The sequence below is a fragment of the Streptomyces sp. NPDC031466 genome (genome assembly GCF_055581265.1).
On record NZ_JBVIJT010000017.1, the window covers coordinates 120,302 to 137,506 of the forward strand.

Annotated in this window: 9 protein-coding genes and 2 pseudogenes; 8 read left to right on the plus strand and 3 right to left on the minus strand. The window is 71.5% G+C overall.

The features are described from left to right. Window positions 1-64: 64 nt before the first annotated feature. Together ACZ5GP_RS33235 and ACZ5GP_RS33240 are read left to right on the plus strand one after the other, a co-directional pair. Window positions 65-2,032, plus strand: a complete 1,968-nt coding sequence (locus ACZ5GP_RS33235; protein WP_468754382.1) for an ABC transporter ATP-binding protein — start codon at window positions 65-67, stop codon at window positions 2,030-2,032. Next, the gene (locus ACZ5GP_RS33240; protein WP_468754383.1) at window positions 2,029-4,008 is read left to right on the plus strand and encodes an ABC transporter ATP-binding protein; all 1,980 of its coding nucleotides are present in this window, start codon (window positions 2,029-2,031) and stop codon (window positions 4,006-4,008) included. The genes ACZ5GP_RS33235 and ACZ5GP_RS33240 overlap by 4 nt, the downstream gene beginning before the upstream one ends. A gap of 28 nt (window positions 4,009-4,036) precedes the next feature. Here ACZ5GP_RS33240 and ACZ5GP_RS33245 read toward each other — a convergent pair. Then, window positions 4,037-4,384 (minus strand): annotated as a pseudogene (locus ACZ5GP_RS33245) (SpoIIE family protein phosphatase); the annotation flags it as partial. 55 nt (window positions 4,385-4,439) lie between these two features. Here ACZ5GP_RS33245 and ACZ5GP_RS33250 point away from each other — a divergent pair. Next, window positions 4,440-5,012: a MarR family winged helix-turn-helix transcriptional regulator gene (locus ACZ5GP_RS33250; RefSeq protein WP_468754384.1), complete on the plus strand. Its 573-nt coding sequence runs from the start codon at window positions 4,440-4,442 to the stop codon at window positions 5,010-5,012. 185 nt (window positions 5,013-5,197) lie between these two features. On the opposite strand, the pseudogene ACZ5GP_RS33255 reads toward ACZ5GP_RS33250, so the two are convergent. Then, window positions 5,198-5,703 (minus strand): annotated as a pseudogene (locus tag ACZ5GP_RS33255) (MarR family winged helix-turn-helix transcriptional regulator). Window positions 5,704-5,796: 93 nt separating this feature from the next. Here ACZ5GP_RS33255 and ACZ5GP_RS33260 point away from each other — a divergent pair. The 3 genes from ACZ5GP_RS33260 to ACZ5GP_RS33270 all read left to right on the plus strand — a co-directional run bounded on the left by ACZ5GP_RS33260 (window position 5,797) and on the right by ACZ5GP_RS33270 (window position 11,570). After that, the gene (locus ACZ5GP_RS33260; protein WP_468754385.1) at window positions 5,797-6,963 is read left to right on the plus strand and encodes a PP2C family protein-serine/threonine phosphatase; all 1,167 of its coding nucleotides are present in this window, start codon (window positions 5,797-5,799) and stop codon (window positions 6,961-6,963) included. 641 nt (window positions 6,964-7,604) lie between these two features. Next, window positions 7,605-9,680, plus strand: a complete 2,076-nt coding sequence (locus tag ACZ5GP_RS33265; RefSeq protein ID WP_468754386.1) for a M4 family metallopeptidase — start codon at window positions 7,605-7,607, stop codon at window positions 9,678-9,680. A gap of 258 nt (window positions 9,681-9,938) precedes the next feature. Beyond that, on the plus strand, window positions 9,939-11,570 hold the full coding sequence (locus ACZ5GP_RS33270) for a M4 family metallopeptidase (RefSeq protein ID WP_468754387.1): 1,632 nt from the start codon (window positions 9,939-9,941) through the stop codon (window positions 11,568-11,570). Between the two features lie 69 nt (window positions 11,571-11,639). On the opposite strand, the gene glgP is transcribed toward ACZ5GP_RS33270, so the two are convergent. Next, window positions 11,640-14,267, minus strand: coding sequence for an alpha-glucan family phosphorylase (gene glgP, locus ACZ5GP_RS33275; RefSeq protein ID WP_468754388.1), 2,628 nt, complete (start codon window positions 14,265-14,267; stop codon window positions 11,640-11,642). 704 nt (window positions 14,268-14,971) lie between these two features. Here glgP and ACZ5GP_RS33280 point away from each other — a divergent pair. After that, complete coding sequence (locus ACZ5GP_RS33280) at window positions 14,972-16,993, plus strand: alpha-1,4-glucan--maltose-1-phosphate maltosyltransferase (protein WP_468754389.1); 2,022 nt, start codon at window positions 14,972-14,974, stop codon at window positions 16,991-16,993. Continuing rightward, on the plus strand, window positions 16,990-17,205 hold a 216-nt coding region (locus ACZ5GP_RS33285), incomplete at its 3' end, for an alpha-amylase family glycosyl hydrolase (RefSeq protein ID WP_358582402.1). The genes ACZ5GP_RS33280 and ACZ5GP_RS33285, both read left to right, overlap by 4 nt.

Sequence of the window (17,205 nt, forward strand, 5' to 3'; positions counted from 1 at the left end):
AAGTAGCCGGTCCGGGCCGAAACTCGGTGGGCGCCGTCAGTGGCGATCCGTAGGCTCGCTCCCGATGCCGAAATCAGATGCCCCCACCACGGAACGCTCCGAACACTCCACCGTCCGGACGCTGTCGCGGCTGTGGCCGTACGTGCGACCGGTCCGGACCCGCCTGATCGTCGCGGCTGTTGTCGCGGTCGTCGCCTCTTGTACGGGACTCGTCTTCCCCCTCGTGCTGAAGTGGCTGGTGGACGGCCCGGTGGCCGACGGCGACGGGGCGGGGGTGTGGTTCGGGGCGCTCCTGCTGCTGGGGCTCGGCGTGGCGGAGGCGCTGCTCTTCGGGCTGCGGCGGTGGCTCGTCGCCCGGCCGCTGGCGAGCGTGGAGGCGTCGATGCGGGCGGATCTCTACCGCCACCTCCAGCGGCTGCCGGTGGCCTTCCACGACCGGTGGCCCTCGGGGCAGTTGCTCTCGCGCGGCACGACGGACCTGATGCTGCTGCGCATGTTCCTCGCCTTCCCGCTGACGTTCCTGCTGGTCAACAGCGTGACGATCGTCGTCGGCGTGATCATCCTGCTCGGGCAGGACTTCACGCTCGGGCTGGTGCTGCTCGCGCCCGTGGCGCCGATGGTGGTCGTGTGCGCGTACTACGAGGGGCGCTACACGGCGGTGGCGCGGCGCGCGCAGGACCAGGTCGGTGATCTGACGACGGTCGTCGAGGAGAGCGTGCTCGGCATCCGGATCATCAAGGGCTTCGGGCGCCACCGCAGTCAGGCGCGGGCGTTTCGCGAGCTGTCGCACACGCTGCGGGGCACGGAGCTGGCCAAGGCGCGGATCCTCGCGGCGATCTACGCGGTGATCATGTCGCTGCCGGAGGCCGCGATCGGGGCGGCGCTCGTGCTCGGCACGGTGCGGGTCGCGGACGGCGACCTGTCGACGGGCACGCTGGTCGCCTTCCTGTCGACGGCGCTGGCGCTGCGCTGGCCGGTGGAGTCGATCGGCTTCCTGCTGGCGATGAGCCAGGAGTCGGCGACGGCCACGGAGCGGTACTTCGAGGTGATGGACGCGGAGCCGGAGGTGCCGGTGGCCCCGGACCGGCCTTCCCCGGCGCCCGCCGCCGCCGCCCCTTCCCCCGTGCCCCCGCGCGCGTCCTCGGACGGGGGCGGGATGCGGTTCGAGGGGGTGGAGTTCCGGTATCCCGATGCCCCGCCGGACGCGCCCCCGGTGCTCAGCCGCGTCGACCTGCACATCCGGCCCGGCGAGACCATGGCCCTGGTCGGTGCGACGGGCAGCGGCAAGACGACGCTGACCGCGCTGGTGCCCCGGCTGCACGAGGTGAGCGGCGGGCGCGTGACGCTGGACGGCGAGGACATCGCGGCGATGGACCGCGAGCGGCTGCGCACGCTGGTGGCGGTCGCCTTCGAGGAGCCGACGTTGTTCTCGGCGACCGTCGGGGAGAACGTCCTGATGGGAGCCGAAGAGGGCGCCGGCGAAGCCGAGTTGCGCCACGCGCTGGGCGTCGCCCAGGCCGACTTCGCGCACACCCTGCCCGAGGGCACCGACACCCAGGTCGGTGAGCAGGGGCTGAGCCTGTCCGGCGGTCAGCGCCAGCGTCTCGCCCTGGCCCGCGCGGTGGTGGGCCGGCCCCGCTTCCTGGTCCTGGACGACCCGCTGTCCGCGCTGGACGTCCACACGGAGGCGCTGGTGGAGGCGGCGCTGCGGCGGGTCCTCGCCGAGACGACCGCGCTGATCGTCGCCCACCGCCCCTCCACGGTGCAGCTGGCCGACCGGGTCGCCCTGCTGTCCGGCGGGCGCGTCGCCGCCGTCGGCACCCACCAGCAACTGCTGCGGGACAGCGCGGAGTACGCCTGGCTGATGTCGGGCACCGAGGCCGGGGAGCCCGGCGCGGGCGCCGGTACGACATCCGGTGCGGGAGCCTCCGGAGAAACCGACGGCCGGCCCGTGGGGGAAACCCCGACAGACCCCGGCGGGAACCATGCCGACCGCCCCGTCGGCCACACTGCCGAGGAGGCTGCCCGATGACCACCTCGTCGACGTCCACGTCACGCGGCGCCGAGCCGGACCCGGAGGAGACACCGACACCGGGTCGGGCGCGACCCCAGCCGCAAGCACGGCCACAGTCACAAGCACCAACACAGTCGCGGCCCCGGCCGCGGGTCCCGGCGAAGGCACCGGCGCCCGGACCGGGCGGCGGTGCCGGGGACCCCTTCGACAAGGACGACCTGCCCACGCCGCCCCACGCCACCCGCACGCTCCTGCGCTCCCTGCTCGCGCCGCTGCGCGCCCGGGTCGTCCTCGCCGCCGTGCTGCTGGTCGTACAGCAGGCCGTCGTGCAGGCGGGGCCGCTGCTCGTCGCGTACGCCATCGACAGCGGTGTACCGGCGGTGCGCGACGGCGACCACGGCCCGCTGATCGCCGTCGCCGTGGGCTATCTGCTGTGCGCGGGCGCCGCCGGCGCCCTCCAGTACGCCTTCATCGTCGCCTCGGCCCGCGTCAACCAGGACGTGCTGCTCGACCTGCGGGGCCGCATCTTCCGGCACGCGCAGGCGCTCAGCGTCGACTTCCACGAGCGGTACACCTCGGGGCGGCTCATCTCCCGCTCGACCACCGACGTGGAGTCGCTGCGCGAACTGCTCGGCGAGGGGCTCCAGGAACTGGTCACGACCCTGCTGTCCTTCCTCTGCATCTCGGCGATGCTGCTCTGGCTGGACTTCGGTCTCGGCGCGCTCGCGGTGGCGTCGTTCGTGCCGCTCTGCCTCCTCATCCGTCTCTACCAGCGCCGCGCCGGGGCGATGTTCCGCGTCCGCTCGACCGCCATCGCCGCGGTCATCGTGAAGTTCGCGGAGACCATGAACGGCATCCGGCCGGTGCGGGCCTTCCGCCGGGAGCGGGCCAACGACGCGGAGTTCGCCGTGCTCAACCGCCGCCACGAGCGGGCCAACGGTGACGCCATGCTGGAGATGGCCCGCTATGTCATCGGTTCACGGCTCGTCGCGAACATCGCCGTCGCCGCGATCGTCCTGTGGGGCGCGCACCGCGTCGCGGACGGCGGGCTCGCGCTCGGTGTCCTCGCCGCGGCCGTGCTGTACCTGCGGCGTCTCTACGACCCGATCGACCGGCTCGGCATGTTCCTCAACTCCTACCAGTCGGCGGCCGCGTCCCTGGAGAAGATCGCGGGTCTGCTCGCCCAGACCCCGACCGTTCCCGAGCCGCCGGCGTCCCTCGCGCGTCCGCTGCCCGCGTTGCGCTCCGCGCGGCCGGGCCGCGAGGTCCGCTTCGACGGGGTGCGGTTCGCCTACCGCACCGGCGGCGAGGTGCTGCCCCGCTTCGATCTGACGCTGCCGGCCGGGCAGACCGTCGCCGTGGTCGGCTCGACCGGCGCGGGCAAGTCCACGCTGGCCAAGCTGCTCGCCCGGTTCTACGACCCGACGGAGGGCAGCGTCCTGCTCGACGGCGTGGACCTGCGGGAGCTTCCGGTCGCCGAGCTGCGGCGCGGGGTCGTCATGGTGACGCAGGAGGCGTTCCTGTTCTCCGGGACGGTCGCCGAAAACATCGCCATCGGCCGCCCCGACGCCACCCGCGAGGATATCGAACGCGCCGCCGAGGCGATCGGCGCCCACGACTTCATCACCGCGCTGCCGGACGGCTACGACACCGACGTACGCAAGCGGGGCGGCCGGATCTCTGCGGGGCAGCGGCAGTTGGTGGCCTTCGCGCGGGCGCTGCTCGCCGACCCCGCGGTGCTGATCCTCGACGAGGCGACCAGTTCCCTGGACATCCCCGGCGAGCGGGCCGTGCAGCGCGCCATGCACACGGTGCTGCGCGGCCGCACCGCCGTGGTGATCGCCCATCGCCTCTCCACGGTGGAGATCGCCGACCGGGTACTCGTCATGGAGCACGGCCGCGTCGTGGAGGACGGCACCCCGGACCAGCTCATCGCGGGCACGGGCTCGTTCGCGGACCTGCACCGCGCCTGGCGGGAGAGCGTGGTGAGCTGAGCGGGGGTCCGCGTCCCACGGTCGCTTCTCACCGCGGGGGCGGGGGCGCGAGCAGGCGTACGGCGATGGCGACGGTGTCGTCGTCGTGGAGGGTGTCGGTGAGCATGTCCGCGGCGATCGCGCCGGGCACGAGGCCGGTGGGGTGCGGGCGGTGGCGGCGGGCGGTCTCGACCAGGCGCACTTCTCCCTCCAGGGGGTCCCGCCGGCTCTCGGTGAGGCCGTCGGTGTAGAGCAGGAGCAGGTCGCTTTGGTGGAGCGTCGTGGTCAGGACGCGGTCGCTGCCCGGCGAGGGACGGCCGACGCCGCGTCCGCGCACCTCCAGGTATGCGGCCGTCAGGTCCTCGCGCACGACGAGCGCCGGCGGGTGGCTGCCGTTTCCCCTGTGCATCCCGGCCCCGCACCTCTTGCCGTGCGGCAAATGTCAGCCGAGGGTGGATGAGCGACGGAAGGCCCGGCCCACGTATGCGGCCGCCCGGGCGGGGCAGCAGCGGGAGGAAGAACACCCCGCACCCACGCGAAAGACCATGGGCGACACCGAGGCGGCACCACCACGCACGAGCGACCACACCATCTCGACGGAGGAGCAGCACGCCGCCGAGGTGGCCGCCATCCTGGTCGCCCTCACGGAGCGGGCCGCACTGCGCACCCCCGACATACCGCGCCTGACGGCGTCGGCGCTGAACGCCGTCGAGGAGCGCGAGCGCCCCTCCCTCGGCGAGCTGGCCCGGGCGCTGCGCATCACGCCGGCCACGGCGAGCCGTCTGTGCGGCCGCCTGGAAGCCACCGGCCTGCTCACCAAGCAGACCGACAGCCGCGATCACCGAAGGCTCGTCCTGGCCCTCACACCTCAGGGTCGCGCGCGGCTGCACACCCACCGGACGCAGTCCCTCCGTGCCGTCGCCACGGCTCTGCGGCTCCCGGCGGGGCGCCACATCCCCCTTCTGCGGGCCCTCGCGATCCTGCGCGAGGAACTGCTCCACCATCTGGGCGCCGGTGAGCGGTGACCCGGTCCGCGCCCGGGACAAACTTGTGCCTCGCGGCAACACTTTCCGTTTGACAACTGTGCGGGTCAGGAAAGAGTCTGACCCGGGCGCCAGGAGGCCGACCGGAGCCCTTGAAGCGCACTCAGGTCGTCATGCCGAAAGGAACGGTGCAGGTGGAACAGGCTGTCTCGCGGGCGGAGGGCCGGTCATGCGGTCCCCTGCGACCTGCCCGTTTCCCGCGTACGCGGCGCGAGGCGATCGGCGGCCCTGCCGAAGTCGACGAGGCCGCGGGTGAGTCGCGCACGGGCGGCGGGGTCCATGGCGGAGATGAGTTCGGTCAGCGCCGTTTCACGGCGGGTCCGCAGATCGGCCAGTTAGGCCTGCCCCCGGCCCGTCAGACGCAGGGTCACCTCGCGGCGGCTGGTGGAACTGAGCGAGCGCTCGACGAAGCCCAGCGCCTGAAGACGGTCACACATCCGGCTGGCCGACGAGGGCGCCGAGCCCAGCACCTCGCCCAGCGTGCGGAGATTGATGCCGGCCCGGCGTGATCCAGCACATAAAGGGCTCTCAGCTGCGATGATGAAACAGGAGCCGTCGACACGGAATCCCGGCCCCGGTTCCAGAGCACTTCGAGCAGTTCGGCGACCTCGCGGACCGCCTGGGCGGCGGCATCCCGGTCATCGCCCGTGAATTCGGAATGCGTGTTTTCCATCGGGACACCTGACAGCGGCCCTGTCAGACGCTGCGACATAGGAGTCCGGCCCCCTCTTTTTTACTTGCTTCCCGAATAGGCGGTAACCCGACGGTGGACAGAACCAGGGACGTGGAGCGCGCACTGCGCAGAGCAGAGCCGCACGCCCTTCTCGAAGCGGTGCACGACCTGATCACCGACCTTTATGCCGCGGTCTCCGTCGACCTGCTCATGGCCGACTACGCGATGACCATACTGCAACCGGTCAATGCCCTCCCCTACACGGTGGAACCGATCCCCGTGAACTCCAGCGCCCCCGGCCGCGCATTCGGCGCGCAGGAGCCGTACGCCGAGACCGATCCGCTCTCCGCCCTGGTGAGCGTGCACCTGCCGGTCAGCGTGCGCGGGGACCGCCTGGGGGTACTCACCGTTCGCCTGCCCGCCGATCGCCACACTCCCGAGGCGGTGGGGGAGCTTCAGGACATCGCCGAGATCCTGGGGCACGCGATCGTCGTCGCCGAGCGGGACACCGACCTGTACCTCCAGGCCCGTCGCGCCAGCCGGCTCACCCTCGCCGCCGAGATGCAGTGGCAGTTGCTCCCCGGGCGCTCCTGCGCCCGCCCCGCGTACGCCTTGGGCGCCCAGTTGGAGCCCGCGTACGCGATCTACGGCGACAACTTCGACTGGTCGGCGACCGCGAACCACCTCACCCTCACCGTCACCGACGGCATGGGCGAGGGCATCGAGGCCTCCTTGCTCACCAACCTCGCGGTCAACGCCCTGCGCAACGCCCGCCGCGCCGGACTGTCCCTATCCGACCAGGCCTACCTGGCCGACCAGGCCGTCTACGGGCACTATCACGGAGCCGCCTACCTGGAGACGCTGCTCCTGCGCTTCGATCTCACCACCGGGGAAACGGAGATCGTCGACGCCGGCTCACCCAAGATGTGGCTCCTGCGGCAGGGAAAAACAGAACAGCTCGAACTGGAAGCACAACTCCCGTTGGGAATGTTCGAAGACACCCCCTATACCGCCCAGCGCTTTTACGCCCAGCCCGGGGACCGTCTGCTCTTCGTCAGTGACGGTGTCTACGACGTCACCTCACCCGGCGGAGAACGCTACAGCGAGAAAGCCCTCGTCCGCGCGATCCATGACACCCGGCTCCTGCCGCCCTCCCAGGTCCCCCGCGCCATCCTCCAGGAAGTGGTCGGGCATCGCGCCTCCCCCGATGCCGAGGACGACGCCATCGCCGTCTGCCTCGACTGGCACGGCCGACCCTGATTCGGCACGGCCGACCCCTATCCGCTCTCCGCTATCCGCTATCCGCTATCCGCTATCCGCATGGCCGACCGTAATCGGGCCACGGCATTCGACGGACCCCCGGCGGCGGGCACCCCGGAGTGATATCGACGCGGGCGGATAAACGCCCGCCCTCGCGCCCACGGCACAAGCCCCGGTGCGCGCACGGGCCGAGCGCCGCCTGACCGTCCCCCGCCGCCGGCGGGTCCCGCGCACCCCGGCACACGGGGGACGCCTCCACGCTCGTGCGCCGGACAGGTCCCGGCCCCCGGCCCCACCCCGGCGCGTCGATCTTCGGCCACGGGCGGCTGATTCAAGCCGCTCCCGTGAAACCGCTTTCCCCCCGAGAGTCCAAGGTCCGCCCCCACTCCGGATAGCGAACTCGCGCCACCGGCCAACGGACTGATTCCAGCCAACTCTTGATGCGCTCCTGACAGGAACCGGGCTCTGGTGTCACTCTTCCCCTCGACCGCCGCACGGCTTTCAACAAGGCGACGGTCTCTCTTCACGCAATACCTCTTGTGCACCGCCCAGTTCTGCGTACCGCCCCCGCACTGCCCGGACGGCGATCCAGCCGCCCGGTAGCTCTGGCCGCGCAACCCGCGGCCGCGCAGAAGGAGTCCGTGTTGCGAAACACCTCCCGCAGATCCGCTTCCCCCCGCCGCTCAGTCCGTACCCGCGCGACCGCCGTGGGCGCCCTCTCCGCCGTCGCCGCCCTGCTGGCCGTCGCCGTCCAGGCGGGCCCCGCCTCGGCCGACGACCCGTGGACGACCGCGGCCAAGGCCCCCGCCCAGAAGCTCGGCAAGGTCGACCCGGGCGCGCTCGCCGCCAAGCTCTCCCCCGCCCAGCGCGCGGAGCTCATACGCACCGCCAACGCCACCAAGGCGGCCACCGCCAAGGACCTCGGCCTCGGCGGCAAGGAGAAGCTCGTCGTCCGCGACGTCACCAAGGACCGTGACGGCACGGTCCACACCCGCTACGAGCGCACCTACGCGGGCCTGCCCGTCCTCGGCGGCGACCTGGTCGTCGACACCGCGAAGTCGGGCAAGACCGAGGGCGTCACCAAGGCCGCCAAGGCGCAGCTCAAGGGCATCGACATGAGCGCCGAGGTCAAGGCGTCGGCCGCCGAGAAGCAGGCGCTGAGCGCCGCGAAGGCCGAGGGCTCCAAGAAGACCGAAGCGGACCGGGCGCCGCGCAAGGTCGTGTGGCTGGCCAAGGGCGAGCCGGTCCTCGCCTACGAGACCGTGGTCGGCGGCCTGCAGCACGACGGCACGCCGAACGAGCTGCACGTCGTCACGGACGCCGCCACCGGCAAGAAGCTCTTCCAGTGGCAGGGCATCGAGAACGGCACGGGCAACACGCAGTACAGCGGCCAGGTCACGCTGGGCACGGCCCAGTCGGGGTCGAACTACACCCTGACCGACACCGGGCGCGGCGGCCACAAGACGTACAACCTGAACCACGGCACCTCCGGCACCGGCACCCTCTTCTCGGGCGCCGACGACGTGTGGGGCAACGGCTCGCCCTCCAACCTGGAGACGGCCGGCGCCGACGCCCACTACGGTGCCGCGCTGACCTGGGACTACTACAAGAACGTGCACGGCCGCAGCGGTATCCGCGGTGACGGCGTCGGCGCGTACTCCCGGGTCCACTACGGCAACAACTACGTCAACGCCTTCTGGGACGACGGCTGCTTCTGCATGACGTACGGCGACGGCTCGGGCAACTCCAAGCCGCTCACCTCGATCGACGTCGCGGCGCACGAGATGACGCACGGTGTCACCTCGGCGACCGGCGACATGACCTACAGCGGCGAGTCCGGCGGCCTGAACGAGGCCACCTCGGACATCTTCGCGGCGGCCGTCGAGTTCAACGCGAACAACGCGACGGACAAGGGCGACTACCTCGTCGGCGAGAAGATCGACATCAACAGCAACGGCACCCCGCTGCGCTACATGGACAAGCCGAGCAAGGACGGCGGCTCCAAGGACTCGTGGTACTCGGGCATCGGCAACATCGACGTCCACTACTCGTCCGGTGTCGCCAACCACTTCTACTACCTGCTCAGCGAGGGCAGCGGCCAGAAGGTGATCAACGGCGTCTCGTACGACTCGCCGACCTCCGACGGCCTGCCCGTGACCGGCATCGGCCGGGACAAGGCGTCGCTGATCTGGTACAAGGCGCTCACCACGAAGTTCACCAGCACGACGAACTACGCGGCGGCCCGCACCGGAACGCTCGCGGCGGCCGGTGAGCTGTACGGCACGACCAGCACCGAGTACAAGGCGGTCGCCCACGCCTGGGCCGCCGTGAACGTCGGCGCCCGCCCCGGCGGCGAGGAGCCGGGCGGCACGTCCTTCGAGAACACCGCGGACGTGGCCATCCCGGACAACGGCGCCGCGGTGACCTCGCCGGTCACCGTCACGGGCCGCACCGGCAACGCGCCGAGCACCCTGAAGGTCGGCGTCGACATCGTGCACACCTGGCGCGGTGACCTCCAGGTCGACCTGGTGGCCCCCGACGGCTCGATCTACCCGCTGAAGGCGACCAGCAGTTCGGACTCCGCCGACAACGTCAAGGAGACCTACACGGTCAACGCCTCCTCAGAGGTGGCCAACGGGACCTGGAAGCTGAAGGTCCAGGACAAGGCCGCGCAGGACACCGGCTACATCAACAGCTGGAAGGTCACCTTCCCGTAAGCCCTTCCCCCGCGGAGTGAGACTCCGCGTCGCACCGTGACACGCCGCCGCCCCGGGTGATCGACTCCCCGGGGCGGCGCGCGTGTTCCGGGCCGCGCTTCGTCACGTTCTGTTCGCATTACGTATGTTGACCATCGCTCAACGGACGATTTCCGGCCAACATCCAGGCAGACCAATGACATGTACCTGGCCCAAATGGCACGCTTCGTGCCCTGGGGGGCCCTCCATGCCACCCAGGTCCCCACAGAAGGAGCCTGCGTGACATCCCGGATATCCGTTAAGCGTCCGACACTCGCGATCGCCACCGCCGTGGCCGCCGGAGCGCTGCTCACCACCGGACTGACCACCGGTGCCTCCGCCCAGACCGACCAGGACACCAAGTCCTCCGGTGCTCCCGGCGCCCTCTCGGCGTCGGCCCGCGCGGGCCTCCTCGCGGACGCGCACGCCGACAGATCGGCGACCGCCGAGCGGATCGGTCTCGGTGCCAAGGAGAAGCTCGTCGTCCGCGATGTCGTCAAGGACCCCGACGGCACCACCCACACCCGCTACGAGCGCACCTACGACGGCCTGCCCGTCCTCGGCGGCGACCTCGTCGTGCACACCGCCAAGAGCGGCAAGGTGAAGGGTGTCACCAAGGCGACCGAGGCGTCCGTCGCGGTCGCCTCCACGGACGCGCGCCTCAGCCGCTCCGCGGTCGCCAAGTCCGCCGAGTCCACCGCCGCCAAGGCGAAGACGGCGCAGGCCGACGCGGGCACGCCCCGCAAGGTGATCTGGGCCGCGACGGGCAAGCCCGTCCTCGCGCACGAGACGGTCGTCACCGGTGTGCAGAAGGACGGCACGCCCAGCAGGCTGCACGTCATCACGGACGCCGCGACCGGCAAGAAGCTGTACGAGTACCAGGACATCGAGAACGGCACCGGCAACAGCCAGTACAGCGGCAAGGTCACCGTCGGCTCCAAGAAGACCGCGAGCGGCTACGAGCTGACGGACAAGGCCCGCGGCGGCCACCGCACCTTCGACCTGAAGCACGCGGAGAGCGGCGGCGGCAAGCTGTTCAAGGACACCAACGACATCTGGGGCAACGGCAAGCCCACGAGCACGCAGACCGCCGCGGTCGACGCCGCCTACGGCGCCCAGCTCACCTGGGACTACTACAAGTCGGTGCACGGCCGCAGCGGCATCAACGGTGACGGCAAGGGTGCGACCTCGCGGGTCCACTTCAGCAACAACTACGTCAACGCCTTCTGGGACGACGGCTGCTTCTGCATGACGTACGGCGACGGCGAGGGCAACAAGAAGCCCCTCACCTCGATCGACGTCGCGGCCCACGAGATGACGCACGGCGTCACCTCGGCCACCGGCAACATGGAGTACAGCGGTGAGTCCGGCGGCCTCAACGAGGCCACCTCGGACATCTTCGCCACCGCCGTGGAGTTCAAGGCCAAGAACCCCAAGGACATCGGCGACTACCTCATCGGCGAGAAGATCGACATCAACGGCGACGGCACGCCGCTGCGCTACATGGACAAGCCGAGCAAGGACGGCGGCTCCCTGGACAGCTGGAACTCCCGCGCCGGGAACGTGGACGTCCACTACTCCTCGGGCATCGCCAACCACTTCTTCTACCTGCTGTCCGAGGGCAGCGGCAAGAAGCGGATCAACGGCGTCACCTACAACTCGCCGACCTTCGACGGCTCCAAGGTCACGGGCATCGGGCGCGCCAAGGCCGAGAAGATCTGGTTCCGGGCTCTGACCAGGTACTTCACCTCGACCACCAACTACAAGGCGGCCCGCAAGGGCACGCTGAGCGCCGCGAAGGACCTGTACGGCGCGACCTCCACCGAGTACAAGCGCGTGGCGGCGGCCTGGGCCGGCGTCAACGTCAAGTAGCACTCCGGTGAACGGGGGCGGCATCCGGCGGGATGCCGCCCCCTTTCGCGTCAGCTCACCTGCTCCCCCTCACCGCAGCAGGACCCCGGCCGCCTCGCCCGTGGCCTGCGAGGGCACCGCGACCAGTCCCAGCTCGGCGCCGCTCGCCAGCAGTGGATGCGCCGGCAGGATGCGCACCGTGTAGCCGAACGAGCCCGTGCGGTCCAGGGCGAGTGGCCCTTCGTAGACGTGGCGGCCCTCCGTGTCGGTCCCGCCCGCGGGCTTCAGCGGCACCGGGGTGGCACCGGTGATGCGGTCCTCGGGGTCCACCCGGCCGGCGACGGCCTGGACCTCCACGTCCTCCGGGGCCAGCTCGCCCAGGTGCACGCGGACGCGCAGGGACAGGGTGGCGCCCAGTTCGGCGGTGGCGCCACTGGCCGTCGCCTCCACGTGGTCGACGGCCACGCGCGGCCAGGCGGCGCGCACGCGGGCCTTCCAGGCGGCCAGTTCGGCGGCGGCCGTGAGGTCGAGCGCGCGGTGGGCGCGGGCGGCGGGGGCGTACAGCTCCTCGACGTACTCCCGGACCATGCGGCCCGCGAGGACCTTCGGACCGAGCCGGGTGAGCGTCCTGCGGACCATCTCGATCCACCGGTCGGGCAGCCCGCCCGGGCCCCGCTCGTAGAAGCGGGGGGCGATGCGGCGCTCCAGGAGGTCGTAGAGCGCGGCGGCCTCCAGCTCGTCGCGGCGGTCCTCGTCGGTGGCGGCGCCGTCCGCCGTGGGGATGGCCCAGCCGAAGTCGGGCTCGAACCACTCGTCCCACCAGCCGTCGCGGACGGAGAGGTTGAGGCAGCCGTTGAGCGCCGCCTTCATGCCGCTCGTGCCGCACGCCTCCAGGGGCCGGAGCGGATTGTTCAGCCATACGTCGCAGCCCGGGTAGAGCTTCTGCGCCATCGCCATGCCGTAGTCGGGCAGGAACACCACCCGGTGGCGCACCCGGGGGTCGTCGGTGAAGCGCACCAGCTCCTGGATGAGCCGCTTGCCGCCGTCGTCCGCCGGGTGGGCCTTGCCCGCGACGACGATCTGCAGGGGCCGCTCGGGGTGCAGGAGCAGCTCCATGAGCCGGTCCCGGTCGCGCAGCATGAGCGTGAGCCTCTTGTACGAGGGCACGCGACGCGCGAAGCCGACGGTGAGGACGTCGGGGTCCAGGACGTCGTCGATCCAGCCCAGTTCGGCGGTGGCCGCGCCGCGTTGGCGCCAGGAGGCGTGCAGGCGCCGCCTGACCTCGTCGACGAGCTGCCCGCGCAGGGTGCGGCGCAGCTCCCAGATGTCGCCGTCCTGGATGTCGGCGACCGCGTCCCAGCGGTCGGAGCCGCCCACGGACAGGGCGTCCTCGGTGCGCCGTTCGCCGATCTGGCGGGCGCCGAGCGCGAGGACCTCGGGGGCCACCCAGGTCGGGGCGTGCACGCCGTTGGTGACGGAGGTGATCGGGATCTCCTCGGGGTCGAACCCCGGCCACAGGCCCGCGAACATCTCGCGGCTCACCGCGCCGTGCAGGGTGGAGACGCCGTTGGCGCGGCTGCCCAGGCGCAGGCCCATCACGGCCATGTTGAAGAGGTTGGGCTCGCCTCCGGGGTAGGTCTCCATGCCCAGGCGCAGGATGTCGCCGACGTCGATGCGGGGCAGTTCGGCGCCGGGCCCGAAGTGGCGGGCGACCAGCTCGCGGTCGAAGCGGTCGATGCCGGCGGGCACGGGGGTGTGGGTGGTGAAGACGGTGCCGGCGCGGACGGCTTCGAGCGCGGCGTCGAAGGCCGCGCCCCGGAAGGACAGTTCGTGGATGCGTTCGAGGCCGAGGAATCCGGCGTGCCCCTCGTTGGTGTGGAAGACCTCCGGCTCGGGGTGGCCGGTCAGCCGGCAGTACGCGCGTACGGCGCGTACGCCGCCGATGCCGAGGAGCATCTCCTGGAGCAGCCGGTGCTCGCTGCCGCCGCCGTAGAGCCGGTCGGTGACGTCGCGCTCGCCGGGCCCGTTCTCCTCCACGTCGGAGTCGAGCAGGAGCAGGGGCACGCGCCCCACCTGGGCCTGCCACACATGGGCGAGGAGCGAGCCCCCGCCGGGCAGGGCGAGCGCCACCCGGGTGGGCGTGCCGTCGGCCTCGCGGAGCAGGGAGAGGGGCAGTTCGTCGGGGTCCAGGACCGGATAGTGCTCCTGCTGCCAGGCGTCGCGGGACAGGCTCTGGCGGAAGTAGCCGTGCCGGTAGAGCAGCCCGACGCCGATGAGCGGTACGCCGAGGTCGCTGGCGGCCTTGAGATGGTCACCGGCGAGGATGCCGAGGCCACCGGAGTACTGGGGCAGGGCGGCGGTGATGCCGAACTCCGGTGAGAAGTAGGCGACGGCGCGCGGGAGCTGGTCGCACGCCCCCGCCCGCTCCTGGTACCAGCGCTCTCCGGTGACGTACTCGCGCAGTTCCTCGGCGGCCTCGTCGAGCCGGCGCAGGAAGTCCTCGTCGCGGGCCAGCTCGGCGAGCCGGGCCGGGGATACGCCGCCGAGGAAGCGCACCGGGTCGCAGCCGGCGGCCTCCCACAGCGCCGGGTCGAGGGACCGGAACAGTTCACGGGTGCGCGGGTGCCAGGACCAGCGCAGATTGCGGGCCAGCTCGGCGAGCCCGCCGAGGGGGTCGGGAAGGACGGGACGGACGGTGAAACGACGGATTGCCTTCACGGTCTCCACCTTCGCGGGGATTCTCTGGGATGCACGGAGATACACGGGAATGCGACACATATCGACCTGCGCGACACGAAGGTAGCGGCGCCCTGCCGTCCACCACCACGGCGCAGGGGGCGCACGGAGCGGCGGTCCCCCGACCGGGGGGCGGCGCCCGTGGCGATCCGCGGCCTGGTCACGTCCCCTCCCTCACCCGCCCGGCCGATCGCCCGCGCGGGCATCGACGCGTCCGGCCCCGAGGGCCCCGGCACGGTCGTCGCGGACCGGCCCGACCGCCGCCGGTCCTGCCGCTCGGCGCCCCCGCCCGTTCATGCCACTGAACCCGATGGCTCATTTTCGGCCATCACGGGCGCGTGGGCGCCGACCTGTCCCGAGCGGCCGAACACCCCTTCGGGTGGCCGTGCACGGCCATCCCTCTCCCGACCGGACGCGGCCGTTCAGGGCTCTCCCACCCTTGGAATACCCAGGGCATATGCGTCTGGCCCGTACCAAAGAGTGCGTTTTCGGACCCGGCCCGCTCTGTGCGCCGAGGCCGGTCTTGCCCGTGCCGTTACGCACTAGTAGTTAACAAAGCGCCGGATTGCCCACCCGGAAGGGGTGGGAAGGCTCCTGCGGTACGCACTCCGGCCCACGCGGCCGGCACGCACCGCGGAACCTCTCCCCACCCCCGTATCCGTGCACGCGGACAGGAGCGGTCAGACATGCCACTTGGCTCGACCCCGCAACCCACCATCCCCGTTCTGGACGTCCGGCCCGCCGTCCATTGCGGCCGGAAACCGGCGAAGGCCGTGCCCGGCGAAACGTTCGAGGTGAGCGCCACGGTCTTCCGCGAAGGCCATGAGGCGGTCGCCGCCAACGTCGTCCTGCGGGATCCCGGGGGCCGCCCGGGACCCTGGACCCCGATGCGGGAACTCGCGCCCGGCACCGACCGGTGGGGCGCGGACGTCACCCCGGACGCCGAGGGGCGCTGGACGTACGCCGTGGAGGCCTGGGGCGACCCGCTCACGACCTGGCGGCACCACGCGCGGATCAAGATACCGGCCGGCCTCGACACGGACCTGGTCCTGGAAGAGGGCGCCCGCCTCCACGAACGCGCCGCCGCGGGCGTCCCCGAGGCCGAACGGGCCACCGTGCTCGGCGCGGCGCAGGCGCTGCGCGACACCGGCCGCCCCCCGGCCGCCCGTCTCGCGGCGGCCCTCACCCCCGAGGTGGACGCGGTCCTCGCCCGCCACCCGCTGCGCGAACTGGTCACCTACTCACCGGAGTTCCCGCTGGTCGTGGAGCGGCGGCGGGCGTTGTTCGGTTCCTGGTACGAGTTCTTCCCGCGTTCGGAGGGTGCCGTCGTGCGGGAGGGCGCGCCGCCGGTGTCGGGGACGTTCCGCACGGCGGCCGAGCGGCTGCCCGCGATCGCGGACATGGGTTTCGACGTGGTGTACCTGCCGCCGATCCACCCCATCGGCAGCACCTTCCGCAAGGGCCCGAACAACTCCCTCTCCCCCGGCCCGCACGACGTGGGCGTGCCCTGGGCGATCGGCTCGCCCGAGGGCGGCCACGACGCGGTCCACCCCGATCTCGGGACCCTCGACGACTTCGACGCGTTCGTGCGGCGGGCGGGCGAGCTGGGTCTGGAGGTCGCGCTGGACTTCGCCTTGCAGTGCTCGCCGGACCATCCCTGGGTGGACAAGCACCCGGAGTGGTTCCGGCAGCGGGCGGACGGTTCCATCGCGTACGCGGAGAACCCGCCGAAGAAGTACCAGGACATCTATCCGCTCGCCTTCGACCGGGACCTGCCGGGGCTGGTCGCGGAGACGGAGCGGCTGCTGCGGTTCTGGATGGGGCACGGGGTGCGGATCTTCCGCGTCGACAACCCCCACACCAAGCCGGTGGTGTTCTGGGAGGAGGTCATCGCCCGGATCAACGGCACCGACCCCGACGTCGTCTTCCTCGCCGAGGCCTTCACCCGCCCCGCGATGCTGCACACCCTCGCGGCCATCGGCTTCCAGCAGTCCTACACCTACTTCACCTGGCGCAACACCAAAGAGGAACTCACCGCGTACCTCACGGAGTTGGCGACGGAGACCGCGCACTTCCTGCGCCCGAACTTCTTCGTGAACACCCCGGACATCCTGCACGCCTACCTCCAGGAGGGCGGGCGCCCGGCCTTCGAGGTGCGGGCCGTGCTCGCCGCCACCCTCTCGCCGACCTGGGGCCTCTACAGCGGCTTCGAGCTGTGCGAGAACACCCCGCTGCGGCCGGGCAGCGAGGAGTACCTGGACTCGGAGAAGTACCAACTCCGGCCGCGCGACTGGGACTCGGCGGCGATCCGGGGCGAGACGATCGCCCCCCTCATCACCGCACTGAACCGGATCCGGCGGGCCAACCCCGCCCTCCAGCAACTGCGGGACCTGCACTTCCACGCCACGGACAAGGACGCGGTGATCGCCTACTCGAAGTCCGCCGCGGACGCGCACGGTTCGAACATGGTTCTGGTGGTGGCCAACCTCGACCCCCACCACACCCAGGAGGCCACGGTGTCGTTGGACATGCCGCAACTCGGGCTCGACTGGCACGAGTCCGTGCCGGTGCGCGACGAGCTCACCGGCGAGACCTACCACTGGGGCAGGACCAACTATGTGCGCCTGGAGCCGGGCCGCGCACCCGCACACGTCCTCCGCGTCCTGCGACCGTCCTCACCGTTGATCGGAGGGTCACCCACACCATGATCGTCAATGAGCCCGTCCAGGACACCTTCGAGGACACGCCCGCCAAGGACCGTCATCCCGACTGGTTCAAGAGCGCCGTGTTCTACGAGGTCCTCGTCCGCTCCTTCCAGGACAGCAACGGCGACGGCATCGGCGACCTGAAAGGGATCACCGCCAAGCTCGACTACCTGCAATGGCTGGGTGTGGACTGCCTGTGGCTGCCCCCCTTCTTC

Coding starts and splice junctions, on each gene's coding strand:
- ACZ5GP_RS33235 (WP_468754382.1), top strand. CDS start 65: ATGCCGAAATCAGATGCCCCCACCACGGAACGCTCCGAACACTCCACC.
- ACZ5GP_RS33240 (WP_468754383.1), top strand. CDS start 2,029: ATGACCACCTCGTCGACGTCCACGTCACGCGGCGCCGAGCCGGACCCG.
- ACZ5GP_RS33280 (WP_468754389.1), top strand. CDS start 14,972: ATGCCACTTGGCTCGACCCCGCAACCCACCATCCCCGTTCTGGACGTC.